At 54.7% G+C, this 15,506-nt stretch carries 15 protein-coding genes; 14 read left to right on the top strand and 1 reads right to left on the bottom strand.

The window, feature by feature from the left end; translation table 11 throughout:
• The first annotated feature begins 1 nt into the window (after position 1).
• The 6 genes from ACFIOZ_RS12180 to ACFIOZ_RS12155 all read left to right on the top strand — a co-directional run bounded on the left by ACFIOZ_RS12180 (position 2) and on the right by ACFIOZ_RS12155 (position 4,335).
• Positions 2–421 (top strand): hypothetical protein, encoded by a 420-nt coding sequence (locus ACFIOZ_RS12180; RefSeq protein ID WP_386077960.1) that lies wholly within the window; start codon positions 2–4, stop codon positions 419–421.
• Between the two features lie 139 nt (positions 422–560).
• Positions 561–1,013, top strand: coding sequence for a bleomycin resistance protein (locus ACFIOZ_RS12175; RefSeq protein WP_386077957.1), 453 nt, complete (start codon positions 561–563; stop codon positions 1,011–1,013).
• Positions 1,014–1,049: 36 nt separating this feature from the next.
• A complete protein-coding gene (locus ACFIOZ_RS12170) occupies positions 1,050–1,424 on the top strand; it encodes a VOC family protein (RefSeq protein WP_386077955.1) in 375 nt (124 codons plus the stop codon).
• Between the two features lie 63 nt (positions 1,425–1,487).
• A complete protein-coding gene (locus ACFIOZ_RS12165; RefSeq protein WP_386077953.1) occupies positions 1,488–2,060 on the top strand; it encodes an isochorismatase family protein in 573 nt (190 codons plus the stop codon).
• Positions 2,061–2,173: 113 nt separating this feature from the next.
• Positions 2,174–2,719 (top strand): macro domain-containing protein, encoded by a 546-nt coding sequence (locus ACFIOZ_RS12160; protein ID WP_386077951.1) that lies wholly within the window; start codon positions 2,174–2,176, stop codon positions 2,717–2,719.
• A gap of 1,196 nt (positions 2,720–3,915) precedes the next feature.
• Positions 3,916–4,335, top strand: coding sequence for a GFA family protein (locus ACFIOZ_RS12155; protein WP_386077948.1), 420 nt, complete (start codon positions 3,916–3,918; stop codon positions 4,333–4,335).
• Positions 4,336–4,488: 153 nt separating this feature from the next.
• Here ACFIOZ_RS12155 and ACFIOZ_RS12150 read toward each other — a convergent pair whose 3' ends face one another.
• Positions 4,489–5,385: a LysR family transcriptional regulator gene (locus ACFIOZ_RS12150; protein WP_386077945.1), complete on the bottom strand. Its 897-nt coding sequence runs from the start codon at positions 5,383–5,385 to the stop codon at positions 4,489–4,491.
• Between the two features lie 158 nt (positions 5,386–5,543).
• On the opposite strand from ACFIOZ_RS12150, the gene leuC reads away from it, so the two are divergent.
• From leuC to trpB, 8 genes are all read left to right on the top strand, one after another.
• Positions 5,544–6,995, top strand: a complete 1,452-nt coding sequence (leuC, locus tag ACFIOZ_RS12145; protein WP_386077943.1) for a 3-isopropylmalate dehydratase large subunit — start codon at positions 5,544–5,546, stop codon at positions 6,993–6,995.
• A 3-nt stretch (positions 6,996–6,998) separates the two neighbouring features.
• On the top strand, positions 6,999–7,646 hold the full coding sequence (leuD, locus tag ACFIOZ_RS12140) for a 3-isopropylmalate dehydratase small subunit (protein ID WP_386077940.1): 648 nt from the start codon (positions 6,999–7,001) through the stop codon (positions 7,644–7,646).
• Between the two features lie 99 nt (positions 7,647–7,745).
• Positions 7,746–8,825, top strand: coding sequence for a 3-isopropylmalate dehydrogenase (gene leuB / locus ACFIOZ_RS12135; RefSeq protein WP_386077937.1), 1,080 nt, complete (start codon positions 7,746–7,748; stop codon positions 8,823–8,825).
• 213 nt (positions 8,826–9,038) lie between these two features.
• Positions 9,039–10,151, top strand: coding sequence for an aspartate-semialdehyde dehydrogenase (asd, locus tag ACFIOZ_RS12130; protein WP_386077934.1), 1,113 nt, complete (start codon positions 9,039–9,041; stop codon positions 10,149–10,151).
• 191 nt (positions 10,152–10,342) lie between these two features.
• Positions 10,343–12,544 (top strand): FimV family protein, encoded by a 2,202-nt coding sequence (locus ACFIOZ_RS12125; protein ID WP_386077931.1) that lies wholly within the window; start codon positions 10,343–10,345, stop codon positions 12,542–12,544.
• Positions 12,545–12,553: 9 nt separating this feature from the next.
• Positions 12,554–13,492 (top strand): tRNA pseudouridine(38-40) synthase TruA, encoded by a 939-nt coding sequence (gene truA / locus ACFIOZ_RS12120; RefSeq protein WP_386077928.1) that lies wholly within the window; start codon positions 12,554–12,556, stop codon positions 13,490–13,492.
• Positions 13,489–14,127: a phosphoribosylanthranilate isomerase gene (locus ACFIOZ_RS12115; protein WP_386077926.1), complete on the top strand. Its 639-nt coding sequence runs from the start codon at positions 13,489–13,491 to the stop codon at positions 14,125–14,127. Before truA ends, ACFIOZ_RS12115 begins: the two co-directional genes overlap by 4 nt.
• A gap of 189 nt (positions 14,128–14,316) precedes the next feature.
• Complete coding sequence (gene trpB / locus ACFIOZ_RS12110; protein WP_170938529.1) at positions 14,317–15,504, top strand: tryptophan synthase subunit beta; 1,188 nt, start codon at positions 14,317–14,319, stop codon at positions 15,502–15,504.
• Positions 15,505–15,506 lie beyond the last annotated feature (2 nt).

Genomic DNA, 15,506 nt, shown 5'->3' with positions numbered 1-15,506 from the left:
TATGATTCTGCAATTGAATTTAAAGTCGATAGCCGCGTGTGCTGTCTTCTTCGCATTGGTGGGCCCCCCGGTAGGAGCTTTAACCTTAACGCCATTGCTTTTACTTGGTGAAGTTGAAAAGCATGGTTTTAGCTTTCAGTCTGCTTTTTATCTTTGGCTGCTAACGACGATATTTGCTTACATTTTTGGCATTATTCCTGCGCTCTTAACTGGTTTGATCCGAGGCGCCTTACATAAGTGTAGCGATAGTTGGATTGCTGCTATAGGTATTGGCATAGTAGGGCTTTTTTTATCGATACTGTTTGGCGGCACTATTTATTATGATTCGACCTCAATTGCAACCTTGTTGATAATGTTCGGCATGCCAGGCTTAGTCGCAGGTATTGTTTGTACTATAATTTATGGAGCAAAAAATAATTAACTTTTCAGTCTGAAGTCGTTGCGCTGCTTCTTAGTTTTGGCGCGGAAAGAGACAATATAAGCCAGCATAAATGGATACGTAAGCATTAGCTACGTTGATAAAATCGATTCTGTAGGCTGAGAATTATAAGCTATGAGTCATGACTAACATCGATATATTTCCTCCTTTAACACCAGAGCTAAATGTTCGCTGCATTAAAAAGTCGTTGAGCTTTTATACGGAGCTGCTCGGCTTTACGATCTGCTTCGAACGTCCCGAAGATAGCTTTGCAACTATACAGCTTGACGGTGCCGTCCTTATGCTTAAACAAGTAGGCGAACTGGTTGCTGCAAACGATCCATGGATCACCGCTGAGCTTGAATATCCCTTTGGCCGAGGCGTGAATTTTCAAATAACCGTTACTGATCTTGATGGCATATACCGACATTTAGTTAAACACAATTATCCAATCCAGCTGCCGTTAGAGAAAAAATCTTACCGGGTTGGTGGTGAATTTTTGAGTGTCAGACAATTTATGATCATGGATCCAGATGGTTATCTGCTCAGACTCAACAGCCTAGCTAATCTAAGCAGTGGTGCGTCTAAGGAGTAACCATTGCCATTCTACATATAGGGGAAGGAGCCATCAATGTTTGTGGTAAAAGCAACTCAACATGTGCTGGCAGTTAACGATATCGAGAAGACTGAGAGCTACTTTCTCGACAAGCTTGGCTTCTCACTACGTTTTCGTGTGGATGGCTGGTCGTTCCTCAGCCTAGGTGGCTTTCACGTTATGCTGGGGCACTGCCCAGACGAACTTCCCGCCCGTTATACACACGAGCATTCTTACTTTGCGTATGTAAACTACGAGGGCATAGATGAACTTCACCTTGATTATCAGCAGCGGGGCGCCGAGATTTTCCAGGCAATAGCGGATAAGCCTTGGGGGCTACGTGAGTTTGGTGTAGCAACGCCTGAGGTGCATCGAATCATTTTTGGTCAAGAGCTCTCGCTGGGTGACTGATGCCTGTGGCGCTATGATGTCAGTAACGGTGTTGCAACGTCTACAAACTAGCAGGAGGTGTTTATGAGGGCTTCGGAAATACTTTGCTCACAAGATGCAGTGATCGCTGTGGATGTGCAGAACGATTTCTGCCCCGGCGGGGCGCTGGGCATTGAAGGTGGCGATGCGGTAGTGCCGGTACTCAACGATTGGTTGGCTAAGGCCGCCCGGAAGGGCGCACTGGCCATTGTTTCCAGGGACTGGCACCCGGTGGCACACTGCTCCTTTGTGGCCCAAGGTGGCCCCTGGCCAGAGCACTGCCTTCAGGACACAGACGGTGCCGCCTTTCATCCGGATCTGCAATTGCCGCCGGACACCGTGCGCGTTAGCAAGGGGAGCGCGTTTGATCGCGACGCCTACTCCGCTTTCGATGGCACCGGCCTTCAGGGCTTTCTTGAGAGTCGGGGGATCAAGCGCGTTTGGATCGGAGGGCTAGCCTGCGATGTTTGCGTTAAGGCTACCGTGCTAGACGCCTGCAAATTTGGCTTTGAAACCCACCTAATTGACAATGCCACCCGAGCAGTGAGCCCGGAGCAATTAGGCGTCGTGATGGACGAGATGCGTAAAGCTGGGACGATTATCGAAGACAACGCATGACTGTCGGTTGAACGGAAGCGCTCTGTTCCGGCTGCACTTTCGATATTTGCCGCTATAAAGGAAGGTCTTCACCAGCGGGCGTGACACGATGTGGGTAATAGAGGGAGGAGCTTATGAGCGACCACAGCAGAATTCGAGTGCAGTGCGTAGTGGGCGATATTGCCCAACAGTCCGATGTGGATGCAGTAGTTAGTGCTGCCAATGCGCAATTGCGAACCGGTGGCGGCGTCGCCGGAGCGCTTCATCGCGCTGCAGGGCCAGGCTTAGCGGAAGAGGGACAGTCAATGGCGCCCATCATTCCGGGGCAAGCGGTACTTACCGGCGGCCATAACCTGCCCAATCGCTGGGTCATTCATTGCCTGGGGCCGGTGTACGGTGTCGACAAGCCGGAGGATCAGCTGCTGGCGGACTGCTACCGCAACGCGCTGAAACTTGCCGAGGAGAATGGTATTGAGCGGCTGGCTTTTCCGGCACTCTCTACTGGCGCCTTCGGCTATCCGGCGAAAGAAGCCGCTCAAGTGTGTGCGGCTACCCTTGAAGCCATACTCCCCAGCTTGCATAAAGTTCGCCTGATCCGTTTTGTACTGTTTAACGAAGCGGCTCGGCATACCCTTTACCAAGCCCTAGCTCAACGCTTAACCATCGATGCAGCAGGCTAGCTGCGTTCATTCCTTAATGGGTTCACCCGCTATTCGCCTGTCACCGGTGGTGAAAGGCTTTAGCTCTTACCAGGAGCATCGCATTGAACACGTTCAAAAGCCTTCTAACCCTCGGCTTCGTCTTCCTAGCTAACGGCATAACATTCCTTATTGTTGGCTTAACCACTCATTTGACGACGCTTTGGGTGATTAGCCCCTCGTTTATTGTGCTTGGCACTGTCTTTTTAGCTATTTCCAAGTCTCGCAAGAGCGCTCAAGGCAGTTCGCCTTCCCCTTGAGGAGGTGGAAGCTATGGCAGTTGAGGCGTTAACCCGCTGAACTGCATGTCCGCTCTTTGCTTCTTCGTCATCCAGAGCTGAAATGACGCTATGAAAATAGAAGAGATTTTGATTGCTGAGGCTCCTGTCGAGATCCCTTGCCAGTTGTCGTTTCATTGCCGCTGGTGAGACTAGGCGCTAGTGCACACTTGGAGAGAGCCGGATGTCGGTTGATACATTTTTAGTTGAGTGTTCATGTGGCCAGGTTGCCGTAGAGCTTAAGGGCGCGCCAATCTATTGCACTGTGTGCCATTGTGATGATTGCCAGTTTGCGGCTGATGAGCTTGCAAAGCTCTTTCCGCCGGAGCCGATCATGGACTCATTCTTGGGAACCCACTATGTGCTCCATCGTAATGATCGATACGCCGTAGTGCGCGGTCAGGGGCTTCTCCATCCTTATACATTTCGTGAGAACTCGCCAACGAGACGTATGGTGGCAACGTGCTGCAATTCGCCTCTTTTTGTTACGTTCGAAAATTCGCAGCACTGGATCTCGTTGTATCGCCAACGGTATGTAGACGAGGCACCGGCTCTCCAGTCACGTATTGCCACCAAATTTCTCAAGGATTCCAACGCTCTGCCAGCTGATCCACCTGCCTATAGGTCATTTCCTTTGAAGCTGATCGTACGTCTAGTTGTCAGTAGGCTTCAGATAATTATTGGCCGCTAACGTTAGACGCACCAACAGGGGTAGGCCATCTTCGTTGCGGCTGTGCCTTGGCGAAAAAGCTAAGCGTGCTGTTTCTACCCACTTGATCCAAGATACACGCGCCCGTAGCGGCAAGTACTCATAGATTCATAGGGGCACAATATTGAGGGATCAATTTTGAGCTATCTTGGCTTTTGAGGGTTAAATACGAATATCTGAAGGAGACAAATATGGCATCCACCACACAGCTTCATGGGGCCTGCCTTTGCGGCATTGTCAGCGTTACTGTTGCCACCAACAGCAATCATGTCGGCGTTTGTCACTGCTCGATGTGTAGAAAATGGGGCGGTGGCCCGATGTTTGCAGTTGAGTTTGCCGGTGATGTGAACTTTAAAGGCTCAGAGTATATATCCACCTTCAGTTCCTCTGAGTGGGCCGAGCGTGGTTTCTGCCAGCAGTGTGGCACCCACCTTTTCTATCGCTTAAAGCAGGATGGACATTATGCGCTTCCCGTTGGGCTTCTTGATGGCGAGGATGATTGGAAAATAACCGAGCAAATATTTATCGATCAAAAGCCACGTTACTATTCACTAGCAGAAAAAACCAAGCAGTTGACCGGCGAAGAAGTGTTCGCCCAGTTTGGTGAATAGGGGGCAATTCAGGAGGCGGCGGAACGACGCCCGGCGGCAACCAGCCAACAATGTCCACCAGAGCCTAACCCCGGCACCGCTTCGCGCTGCTCTCGTAGGCTTACCACGCGCTACGAAAACCGACAACGCGGGTGTGCGCATAACACATCGGGCTTATTTTATAGGGCTCTCGCCCCGCGTATTTTCCAGCTCCTCAATCATCATGCGTGCCGCATTCGAGAGCGTTCGATTGGTATGCACCAAATACCCCAGCGGGCGGTAAATTGGCGGGGTGTCTACTTTTAGCTCTACCAGTTCGCTGTCGATCATCTTTTCCGGTAGCAGGCTCCAGCCTAGCCCCACGCTGCACATCATCTTTAGCGTTTCTAAATAGTTGGTCGCCATGCTGACCGGCAGTTCCAGGCCTGCTTGGCTAAAACGCTGCGCGATAAGGGATCCTGTAAAGGTCTTCGCCCCCGGCATTACGCAGTTGTATTCGCACAGATCAGTCAGTGACAGCACGCTTTGAGAGGTCTGATAGGTAAGAGGGTGATCAATAGCGCAGGCAAAACAGAGCCGGTCGCGCCAAAGCTCTACCACCTGTAGCTGTTCATGAGGATGGGGGGCGAGCGTCACCACGGCCATTTCCAGCGTGCCATCCAGAACGCCCTGGTAAGCCTGTTCGGAATCCAGAAAGTGTAGATCTAGCGTAACCTCCGGGTGGCGCTGGGTGTACTGCTTTAATAGCGGCGGAAGGCGGTGCAGGCCAATGTGGTGGCTGGTGGCCAGGGTCAGCTTGCCGCCTACCTGGCCAGAAAGATTGGCCAGCGCGCGGCGGCTATCTTCGACGCTAAACAGTATCCGCCGCGCTTGGGGTAGCAGCACGCTACCGGCTTCGGTTAACGCAATTCGCCGACCAATACGATCAAACAGCCGTGTACCCACCTGGGACTCTAGCGTGGCAATGCGTTTGCTTACCGCAGGCTGGGTTAGGTGCAACTGTTCAGCCGCCCGTGAGAAACTTTGCGTATCTGCCACGGCCAAAAAGGCTTGTAGGCTTTGGGTATCCACGGGCTGCTCCCTAATTAGCTATTCCAGTTTGGAATCTAAACTATGAATAACATGAATTGCTTTTATGCGCGAGTCGCGTGACACTGACTCACAAGCAATTTAAGCAGCCCATAGAGGCGGCCATACCGAACTAGCAGGGCACTGCCCAGGAGAGTCACATGTCAGGCCAAACCCTTTACGACAAGCTTTGGAATCAACACTTGGTAAAGCAGCGCGATGACGGCACAGCGTTGATCTACATCGACCGCCAGTTGCTTCACGAAGTGACTTCCCCCCAGGCGTTTGAAGGGCTGCGTTTAGCCAACCGCAAGCCGTGGCGTTTGGATGCCAATTTGGCCACGCCTGACCATAACGTGCCTACGACCATTAAAGAGCGGGCCGAGGGCAACAGCGGGATTAAAGACCCGGTGTCACTGATTCAGGTACAAACCCTGGACGACAACTGCCTTGAGTACGGCATCGAAGAGTTCAAAATCAACGACCCTCGCCAGGGCATCGTGCACGTGGTTGGCCCAGAGCAGGGCGCAACGCTGCCGGGTATGACTGTAGTGTGCGGCGACTCCCATACTGCGACTCATGGTGCCTTTGGTGCCTTGGCTCACGGTATCGGCACTTCTGAAGTCGAGCACGTGATGGCGACCCAGTGCTTGCTGGCGCAAAAAATGAAGAATATGCAGGTGCGCGTGGAGGGCGAATTAGGCCTGGGCGTGACTGCCAAAGACGTAGTGCTGGCGATTATCGGCAAAATTGGCACCGCAGGCGGCACCGGCTACGCCATTGAGTTTGCCGGAAGTGCCATTGCCTCGCTCTCTATGGAAGGGCGCATGACCGTGTGCAATATGGCCATTGAGGCGGGCGCACGGGTCGGTCTGATCGCCGTAGACGACACCACTATCGATTATCTTGGTAAGCGCCCCTTTGCGCCGACCGCAGAACAGTGGGAAGCCGCAGTAGCCGATTGGCGCAATCTGGTCTCTGATGACGATGCGCCGTTCGATAAAGTGGTTACTTTGCAGGCTGAAGAGATCGAGCCACAGGTGAGCTGGGGTACCAGCCCGGAAATGGTCACCGGTATTTCCGGCCAAGTACCTGATCCGCAGGCCGCGCTGGATGAAACCGTGCAGCGCAGTCACACCCGTGCGCTGGAGTATATGGGCCTTCAGCCCAACCAGAAAATTACCGACATTAAGCTGGATAAGATTTTTATCGGCTCCTGCACTAACTCGCGTATCGAAGACCTGCGCGAAGCCGCCAAAGTGGCCAAGGGCAAAAAAGTCGCTAACTCTATCAAACTGGCCATGGTAGTGCCGGGCTCCGGCTTGGTGAAGCGCCAAGCGGAAGCGGAAGGTTTGGATAAGATCTTTATTGACGCGGGTTTTGAGTGGCGCGAGCCGGGCTGCTCCATGTGTTTGGCCATGAATGCGGATAAGTTGGGTGCCGGTGAGCACTGCGCCTCTACCTCTAACCGCAACTTCGAAGGGCGCCAAGGCTACGGTGGCCGCACGCACCTGGTCAGCCCGGCCATGGCAGCGGCAGCAGCGATTGCCGGTCACTTTGTCGATGTCCGCAGCTTGCCTGCTAACGACGCCACTCACGCTCAGGAGGCCTAAGCCATGAAAAAATTTGAACGTTTTGAGGGCGTGGTTGCGCCTCTTGACCGCGCCAACGTCGATACCGATTTGATTATCCCGAAGCAGTTTTTGAAATCAATCAAGCGCACCGGTTTTGGCGTTAATCTGTTTGATGAACTGCGTTACCTGGATGAAGGCCAGCCGGGGCAGGATTGCTCGCAGCGCCCCCTCAATCCTGATTTTGTCTTGAATCAGCCGCGCTTCAAAGGTTCTGAAGTGCTGCTGGCGCGGCGCAACTTTGGCTGTGGTAGCTCCCGCGAGCACGCGCCTTGGGCGCTGGAAGATTTTGGCTTTAAGGTAGTGATTGCGCCTAGCTTTGCCGATATTTTCTATAACAACTCATTCAAGAACGGCATTCTGCTGATTACCTTCCCAGAAGATGTGATCGATAGACTGTTTGCCGAGGTAGAAGCTAATGAAGGCTACCAGTTGGATGTGGACTTGGAGAACCAGCGGGTCATTACCCCGAGCGGCGAGATTTTAGAGTTTGAAGTGGATGAGTTTCGCAAGCACTGTTTGCTGGAAGGGTTGGACGATATCGGCCTGACGCTAAAAGATGAAGACGCCATTCGTGCGTTTGAGCAGAAGCATAAAGCCGCACGCCCCTGGCTGTTCCGTCAGTCAGCCTAAAGGGTTTTCAGTTCTCACAGTAAGTTTGATAGCGCGTTGCAACCCCATTGCAATGCGCCAAGCGGCCAACGTCGCTCTTTAACACGTTAAGGATTCAGCATGACGCATAAGGTTTTATTGCTGCCGGGTGATGGTATTGGCCCCGAGATTGCCGCCCAGGCGGCACGCTTGTTGAAGGCGTGCCAGGAAGCGGGCTTAGATATTGAAGTAGAAGAGGCGCTGGTGGGCGGCTCTGCGTTTGATGTCCACGGCGAGCCGCTGCCTGCGGAAACCCTCGCAAAAGCCAAAGCCGCCAGCGCTATTTTGCTCGCTGCGGTGGGTGGCCCAAAGTGGGACAAAATCGAAGACCTCTCCAAACGCCCCGAAAAAGGGCTACTGGGCCTGCGTAAGAATCTAGGCCTGTTCGGCAATCTGCGCCCGGCAATGCTCTACCCGCAGTTGGCCAGCGCCTCCAGCCTCAAGCCTGAGCTGGTAGCGGGTTTGGATATTATGATTGTCCGCGAGCTCACTGGCGGTATCTACTTCGGCCAGCCACGGGGTATTGAAGAGCGCAACGGCGAGCGCGTGGGTTTTAATACCTATATCTACTCCGAGAGCGAAATTGAGCGCATTGGCCGCGTTGCCTTTGAAATGGCCCAGAAGCGTGGCAAAAAGCTCTGCTCGGTAGATAAAGCCAACGTGCTGGAAGTTACCATTTTGTGGCGGGAAGTGATGGAGCGTTTGGCGCCGGAGTATCCGGATGTTGAACTTTCCCATATGTACGTGGATAACGCCGCCATGCAGTTGGTGCGCGCGCCTAAGCAGTTTGACGTGGTGGTCACTGGCAATATGTTTGGCGATATTCTGTCCGATGCCGCCGCGATGCTCACCGGCTCTATCGGTATGCTGCCATCTGCTTCACTAAACGAGAGCGGGCAGGGCATGTACGAGCCTTGCCACGGCAGCGCGCCGGATATCGCCGGTCAGAATGTGGCTAACCCCTTGGCGATGATGCTCTCTGTGGCCATGATGCTACGCTACTCGCTGAACGAGAATGCCATGGCGGAGCGCATTGAAGCCGCCGTGGGCAGCGTATTGGATGATGGCCTGCGTACTGCTGATATTGCGTCAGAAGGCATGCAAACCATCGGCACCGATGCTATGGGCGATGCGGTACTGGCGGCGTTTGCTAAGCAGTAAAGTATTGGCAATGCGTCTGCGTTAAGGGCGCCTGGGGCAGGCCGTAGAGGGGGTCATTTGCCATGGATGGCAAATGTAGCGCCCAGGGATGGGTTCACAGCGCCCCCTCATAGGCCTGTCGCAGGGATAGCCCTTAACCTATCTCCTGGTTTCAAAATCACCGTAAAGAAGTGTGTATAATAGACAGACTCATTCTTTGCAGGAGGACTTCATATGTTGAAAGTCGGTTTCGTGGGATGGCGCGGCATGGTGGGTTCAGTGCTGATGCAGCGCATGCAGGAAGATGGTGATTTCAACGGCATCGAGCCGGTGTTCTTCACCACCTCCCAGGTAGGCCAGCCCGGCCCCGACATCGGTGTAGACGTGCCTCCGCTAAAAGACGCCTTTGATATTGAAGCGCTCAAAGCGTTGGATGTTGTTGTCACCTGTCAGGGCGGTGACTACACCAAGCCCGTCTATAAAGATCTTCGCAATGCAGGCTGGAAAGGCTACTGGATCGACGCCGCCAGCACGCTGCGCATGGAAGATGAAGCAACAATCGTGCTGGATCCGGTCAACCGCGGGGTCATCGACGATCAGCTAGCCAAAGGCGCTAAAACCTTTGTAGGCGGCAACTGCACCGTAAGCCTGATGTTGATGGGATTGGGTGGTCTATTCGAAGCCGATATGGTCGAGTGGATGACTTCCATGACCTATCAGGCGGCTTCAGGCTCTGGCGCTAAGCATATGCGCGAGTTGCTCAACCAAATGGGTACACTGCGCGACAGCGTCGGCGAAGAGTTAAAAGATCCGTCTAGCGCGATTCTGGATATCGACCGTAAAGTAACGGCGGCCATGCGCAGCGGCGACTTCCCGACCGATAACTTTGCCGCACCGCTGGCGGGTAGTCTGCTGCCGTGGATCGATACCAAGTTAGAGAATGGCCAGAGCCGCGAAGAGTGGAAGGGCAGCGTTGAGACCAACAAGATTCTTGGCCTCGACAATAACCCGATCCCCATTGATGGCCTATGTGTGCGTATCGGTGCGATGCGCTCGCACAGCCAGGCGTTTACGATCAAGCTAAAGCGCGATGTACCACTGGATGAGATCGAAGATCGTATCGCCAAGCACAACGAGTGGGTCAAGCTGATTCCTAACGATAAAGACGCCACCATCGCTGGCCTAACGCCTGCGGCCGCCACTGGTACGCTGCAAGTGCCGGTTGGCCGTCTGCGTAAGCTGCAAATGGGCGGAGAATATCTCTCAGCCTTTAGCGTGGGTGACCAGTTGCTGTGGGGCGCCGCAGAGCCGCTCAAGCGGATGCTGAAGATTCTGCGCGAACAGTAATTGTTACTTGTACTACGTCTTGTAGTCCGCCAGTCAAAACGGGGAGCTGTTCGCAGCTCCCCGTTTTTTATGCGGCCAGTCATCACGATAGTGCGAATAGTGTCACTATTTCGTTAAGTTATAATAAAAACGACGTAATACAATAATCTGGCATCAGTCGTTAAAAGTAAGTGAGCGATCAGGGGGCATGCATGAAAAAAACAGTGACATGGATGGCATGGCTCTCGTTGAGCACAGTGAGCCCTATTGCACTGGCCATTGGCTTGGGCCCGGCGAGTGTCAGCTCGTATTTAAATGCGCCGTTAGATGCCTCGATCCCTCTACTTGAAAGTAGTGATTACGCTCTCGATGACATTCGTGTCAGCGTAGCTGAGCCGTCAGCATTTGCCGCCGCTGGTCTTGAGTGGACGCCATTAGCAGACAGCGTTCGCGTTCAGGTTGAAGAGCAGCAGGGGCGTCGCCAGGTGCGCTTGAGCTCAGGACAGTCCATGGAAGAGCCTTGGCTGGAGCTGTTATTCACTCTGGAGTATCCCGGTGGCCAACAGACGCGTGACGTGACCTTGCTGTTTGATCCCCAGGGTTACTCTCAACTGGGCCCTTCTCAACAGGGCCCTTCTCAGAACTATTCTCAGCATGGCGCTTTAAACCAGAGTCAGTTGCAAACCGCCGTGCCGATAGCGTTGCATGCAGCCACCACCCAATCAACGACGACTGAGCCGTCTGGTATCAACAGCCGTGCTTCACGTAATGCAAACAGCACTTACGTGGGTAGTGGGGATACCCTATGGAGCGTTGCCGAGCGTATCAAGCCCGGCGAAGTAAGCGTTCAGCAGATGATGGTCGCGCTGCTGGAGGCCAACCCTGACGCCTTTCCTTCGGGCAATATAAATGACATGCGTGCAGGACAAACGCTGCGCATACCGGATGCTGAACGTATTCTGGCGCGCTCCCATGACGATGCCGATGCTGCCATCAAGGCGATGAACGAAGCCTGGCGGTCGCGCCGCAATGGCGCGTTACAGGCTGTGTCGCCACCAGAGGTTGAGCCTGCACCTGTGGCTGATACCGCAATAGCCACCGCTCAAACGCTACACGCTAATGCACTTACTCACTCAAATAGTGCGCTTGCCGCAGGGGGTTCGGAAGCTGTCGCGGTTGACTCGAGCGTGCTTGAGACGGATGAGCCAGGAACAGGTGGGCCAGAACCCATTGATCAAACAACGGTTGAAGCCGTTACCAACGCGCCTGAAGTGCTCAGCCGTACTGAGCTGACCGCGCAACTGCGCCACAGCCAATCGACACTTCAACAGGTGCTCGAAGAGCGTGAATTGATGCACGCAGAGCTTAACGAGCTGCGTGGTGAAGTTGCCTCGCTAACGCAGGCGTTAAGCGGCGCACTAGCTGCCCAAGAGCAGTCTGCTCAAGAGCAATCCTCTGGGCCACTTGCTGCCAGCATGGCCGAGACGGGCAGCCCAGGTGTGGCTGCTGTGATCGAGCGCTACCAGTGGCCGTTGGCACTGGGGGCCATCGTACTGTTAGTTGGGCTGTTGGTATGGCTACGTAAGCGTCGTGAAGAAACCTGGGAAGAGATTCCGCTTGCAGAGCCAGTAGTGAAGCCAGCGGTTTCGCCCCGTGCAGCCCCCAAGGCGCCGCCTATGCGAGAGGCTGTTTCCGTCACTTCCCCAGCGCCCTCCCATCATAAAGATGACGTTGAGGAGCCGCGCCACGACAGCGGTCGGTCGACAGCGTCTCAAAACGAATCCGAGCCTGAGCCAGAAAGACCTAAACCAGAACAGCTAGGGCCCGCGAAACCAGAGCCCAGTGCTGAGACCGGTGCTCCCCCCACTAACACCGTGTCAGCAGTGGATACCGATCAGTGGCTGCTCGATAATCAAGTACCGGAGCCATCTCAAGAAGAGACGCTTGGCTATGAAAAAAGCCAGGCATCGGGGCTCGCTGAGCAGGGGCGTCAGCGGCGGCTAGGGCTTACAGTTGTTCCCGTTGCGCGCGCTGAAAACGTTTCATTGGCTCCGCCGCCGAATGCCGTTCACCAACTGCTGGCTTCTCTTGAGGCCGGTTTGCCTGCGTCTGGTCGACTGACTGATACAGACGGGCAAAAAGCCGAAAAACCAGTTGGATTAGCTAAGGATTCAGGTCATCGCTTTATCGATTACCGCCCACCGATTTTAAACAGCGCTTCAAGTAGCGATGAGGGACTGCGCCTCGAGACCCCCATGCAGCCCACGGTAGAGTTCCCCAGTGAGCCGCAAGGAGCATCGGTGTCACCGGCTAAACAGCCGCGACGGCCAATTGAGGAGGAGTGGGAAATTGAAGAGGTAGCATTCAAGCCCCGAGGGCTGGATAATAGCGATCCTTCAAAATCTTCAACATGATGTGGCTTTATGACGCTGTTCTATCACTTCGATGAGAAAATTCCGCTTACCGGCCGCCTGGCAATGGGGGTCGAATACGATGGTACCCGCTACTGCGGTTTTCAGCGCTTAAACCACGCCGCATCGGTACAGGCATCGTTAGAAAATGCGCTGTCCAAGGTAGCCAATGAGCCCATCCAGGTGAGTGCCAGTGGGCGCACTGATTCGGGTGTGCATGCGACGCGCCAGATCGTGCATTTTGACCCGCCGGTGGGGCGCTCTGAAAAAGCCTGGATCTTTGGCGCTAATACCCAGTTGCCCCGCGATATCGCCGTGCGTTGGGTGAAGCCAGTAGGCGATGACTTCCATTCACGCCTGTGTGCCCTGGGGCGCCGCTACCGCTACGTGCTGCTGAATCAGATAAGCCGCCCGGTACTGGAGCGGGCCAATGTGACCTGGTGCCGTGACCCCTTAGACGCCGATGCCATGCACAGGGCCGCCCAGTCACTGGTAGGGGAGCACGATTTTTCCAGCTTCCGCGCCGCTGGCTGTCAATCCAAAACCCCCTGGCGGCATATGCATTTTGTGGACGTAAAACGCTATGGCCAGTTGGTAATGATCGACATCCAAGGCAATGCGTTTTTGCACCATATGATTCGCAACATTGCCGGGGCGCTGGTGAGTGTCGGGCGTGGTGCTAAGAGTGAGGCCTATATCGGCGAACTGCTGGCGCTCAAAAATCGCCGCAAAGGCGACGTTACGGCACCCGCCTGTGGTCTGCATTTTGTGGATTCGGTTTACGATGAGCGCTTTGATCTGCCCAAGGAGCCGCTGGGGCCACATCTGCTTTCATTTACCGGTGAATGGACGGGAGAGCGTGAGCTGCCTGATACGCCACGGGTGGCCTATCGGCGGAATCGCTCACTGCGTCATCCGGCAGCCACCCCTGAACAGGAGGCGTCGTCATGAGGTCTGCTCCACTAACCCGCACCCGAATCAAGTTCTGTGGTTTTACCCAAGAGCAGGATATCGAGCGCGCCGTGGCGCTTGGTGTGGACGCCTTGGGGTTTGTGATGTGGCCAAAAAGCGCTCGCAGCGTCAATATAGAGCAGTTGGCGGCGCTCTCGGCCCGCGTACCCGCCTTTGTGACCCGCGTGGGGTTGTTTGTTGACCAGCCCGCTGAACTCATTGAGCAGTGCTTACCCTATCTCGATATGCTTCAGTTTCACGGCAATGAAACGCCCGAGGAGTGTCATCGCTTTGCGCTACCCTGGATGAAGGCGCTGCGTATGCGCGATGAGATAGACCTTGCCCATGAGGCGGCGCGCTATCATCATGCCCAGGCATTGTTATTGGACGCTTACCGCCCAGGAACGCCAGGGGGCACGGGGGAGACCTTTGATTGGTCGAGAATCCCCGCAAATCTTGCAAAACCTGTTATCCTCGCCGGTGGGTTGAGTGCTGATAACATTGCTGATGCTGTGCGTCAGGTAGCGCCTTATGCCGTGGATGTATCCGGCGGTATTGAAGCTTCCCACGGCTGTAAAGATGCCGACAAGATGGCGTCTTTCGTCAGCCAGGTGGCATTAGCTGACGCCCGCTAGCGTTCGCCGCATCCGTTTATGTGAGCCCGGTTTGTGTGTAATTTATACGCACTGCTTATGGGTATTTTATCGAGCTACGTGTTACGTCGATTCATTTTTTGTTTGCCTGTTCTGGCGATCTTGTGAGGTATCCCTGTGACTGTTTCTGCGACGCCTGCACCCAAAACCAAGTTCAGCGATCTGACCCGAATGCCGGATGCCCGCGGTCATTTTGGCCCTTATGGCGGTCGCTTTGTGTCAGAAACCCTGAGCTTTGCGTTGGAAGAGTTAGAGAAAACCTACTTGAGCCTGCGCGATGACCCTGATTTCCAGGCCGAGTTTGACTACGATCTTGCCCACTATGTGGGGCGCCCGTCGCCGCTCTACCACGCCAAGCGTTGGTCTGCGAGTCTAGGCGGCGCGCAAATTTGGTTGAAACGGGAAGACCTGAACCATACCGGCGCCCACAAGGTGAACAACACCATTGGTCAGGCACTGCTGGCCAAAAAAACCGGCAAGCCGCGGATTATCGCTGAAACCGGGGCGGGCCAGCATGGCGTCGCCTCGGCGACCGTCGCCGCTCGCCTTGGGCTTGAGTGCGATGTCTATATGGGGGCTGAAGACGTCCAGCGGCAAAAGCTGAATGTTTATCGTATGCGCCTGTTGGGGGCGCGGGTCATTCCGGTGGAGTCTGGAACCCGCACGCTCAAGGATGCCATGAACGAGGCGCTGCGTGACTGGGTCACCAACGTTGATAACACCTTCTATATCATTGGTACTGTCGCGGGCCCGCACCCTTATCCGCTGCTAGTGCGTGATTTCAACGCTGTAGTAGGGCGCGAAGCGCGCCGCCAGTCGCTGGAGCAGATCGGTCGCCTGCCCGATGCGCTGATTGCCTGCGTAGGCGGTGGCTCTAACGCCCTTGGCCTTTTCTACCCGTTTGTGGAAGACGACGGCGTTGCTATGTATGGCGTGGAAGCGGGGGGCGATGGCGTTGAAACCGGCCGCCACGCAGCGCCGCTGGCATCCAATGCGCCGCGCGGTGTGTTGCACGGCAACCGGACTTACTTGATGTCTGATGAAGCCGGGCAGGTGTCTGATACCCACTCCATTTCAGCTGGCCTGGATTATCCTGGCGTCGGCCCGGAGCATGCGCTTTGGAAAGACGTAGGCCGGGTCTCCTATGTGGCGGCTAACGACAAAGAAGTCCTCGAAGCGTTTCGCGAGTTGACCCACATGGAAGGGATTATGCCGGCCCTTGAGTCAGCCCATGCGCTGGCCCATGCCAAGGTGTTGGCGCCTACCATGCGACCTGACCAGCATATCGTGGTTAACCTTTCAGGGCGTGGCGACAAAGACATCATGACAGTTGCTAAGATTGATGGCATCGAATTTTAAGG

Origin of the sequence: Vreelandella sp. F11, assembly GCF_042466685.1 — a bacterium.
GTDB lineage: Bacteria > Pseudomonadota > Gammaproteobacteria > Pseudomonadales > Halomonadaceae > Vreelandella.
The sequence above is the reverse complement of the archived record's forward strand: the minus strand, read 5'-3'. Positions and strand labels throughout refer to the sequence as shown.

Bases quoted from the DNA above. Each gene is read 5' to 3' on its own strand.
- ACFIOZ_RS12125 (WP_386077931.1), top strand. From the start codon at position 10,343: ATGAAAAAAACAGTGACATGGATGGCATGGCTCTCGTTGAGCACAGTG.
- ACFIOZ_RS12165 (WP_386077953.1), top strand. From the start codon at position 1,488: ATGAGGGCTTCGGAAATACTTTGCTCACAAGATGCAGTGATCGCTGTG.
- truA (WP_386077928.1), top strand. From the start codon at position 12,554: ATGACGCTGTTCTATCACTTCGATGAGAAAATTCCGCTTACCGGCCGC.
- leuB (WP_386077937.1), top strand. From the start codon at position 7,746: ATGACGCATAAGGTTTTATTGCTGCCGGGTGATGGTATTGGCCCCGAG.
- ACFIOZ_RS12180 (WP_386077960.1), top strand. From the start codon at position 2: ATGATTCTGCAATTGAATTTAAAGTCGATAGCCGCGTGTGCTGTCTTC.
- leuD (WP_386077940.1), top strand. From the start codon at position 6,999: ATGAAAAAATTTGAACGTTTTGAGGGCGTGGTTGCGCCTCTTGACCGC.
- ACFIOZ_RS12175 (WP_386077957.1), top strand. From the start codon at position 561: ATGACTAACATCGATATATTTCCTCCTTTAACACCAGAGCTAAATGTT.
- ACFIOZ_RS12155 (WP_386077948.1), top strand. From the start codon at position 3,916: ATGGCATCCACCACACAGCTTCATGGGGCCTGCCTTTGCGGCATTGTC.
- ACFIOZ_RS12115 (WP_386077926.1), top strand. From the start codon at position 13,489: ATGAGGTCTGCTCCACTAACCCGCACCCGAATCAAGTTCTGTGGTTTT.
- asd (WP_386077934.1), top strand. From the start codon at position 9,039: ATGTTGAAAGTCGGTTTCGTGGGATGGCGCGGCATGGTGGGTTCAGTG.
- leuC (WP_386077943.1), top strand. From the start codon at position 5,544: ATGTCAGGCCAAACCCTTTACGACAAGCTTTGGAATCAACACTTGGTA.
- trpB (WP_170938529.1), top strand. From the start codon at position 14,317: ATGCCGGATGCCCGCGGTCATTTTGGCCCTTATGGCGGTCGCTTTGTG.
- ACFIOZ_RS12170 (WP_386077955.1), top strand. From the start codon at position 1,050: ATGTTTGTGGTAAAAGCAACTCAACATGTGCTGGCAGTTAACGATATC.
- ACFIOZ_RS12160 (WP_386077951.1), top strand. From the start codon at position 2,174: ATGAGCGACCACAGCAGAATTCGAGTGCAGTGCGTAGTGGGCGATATT.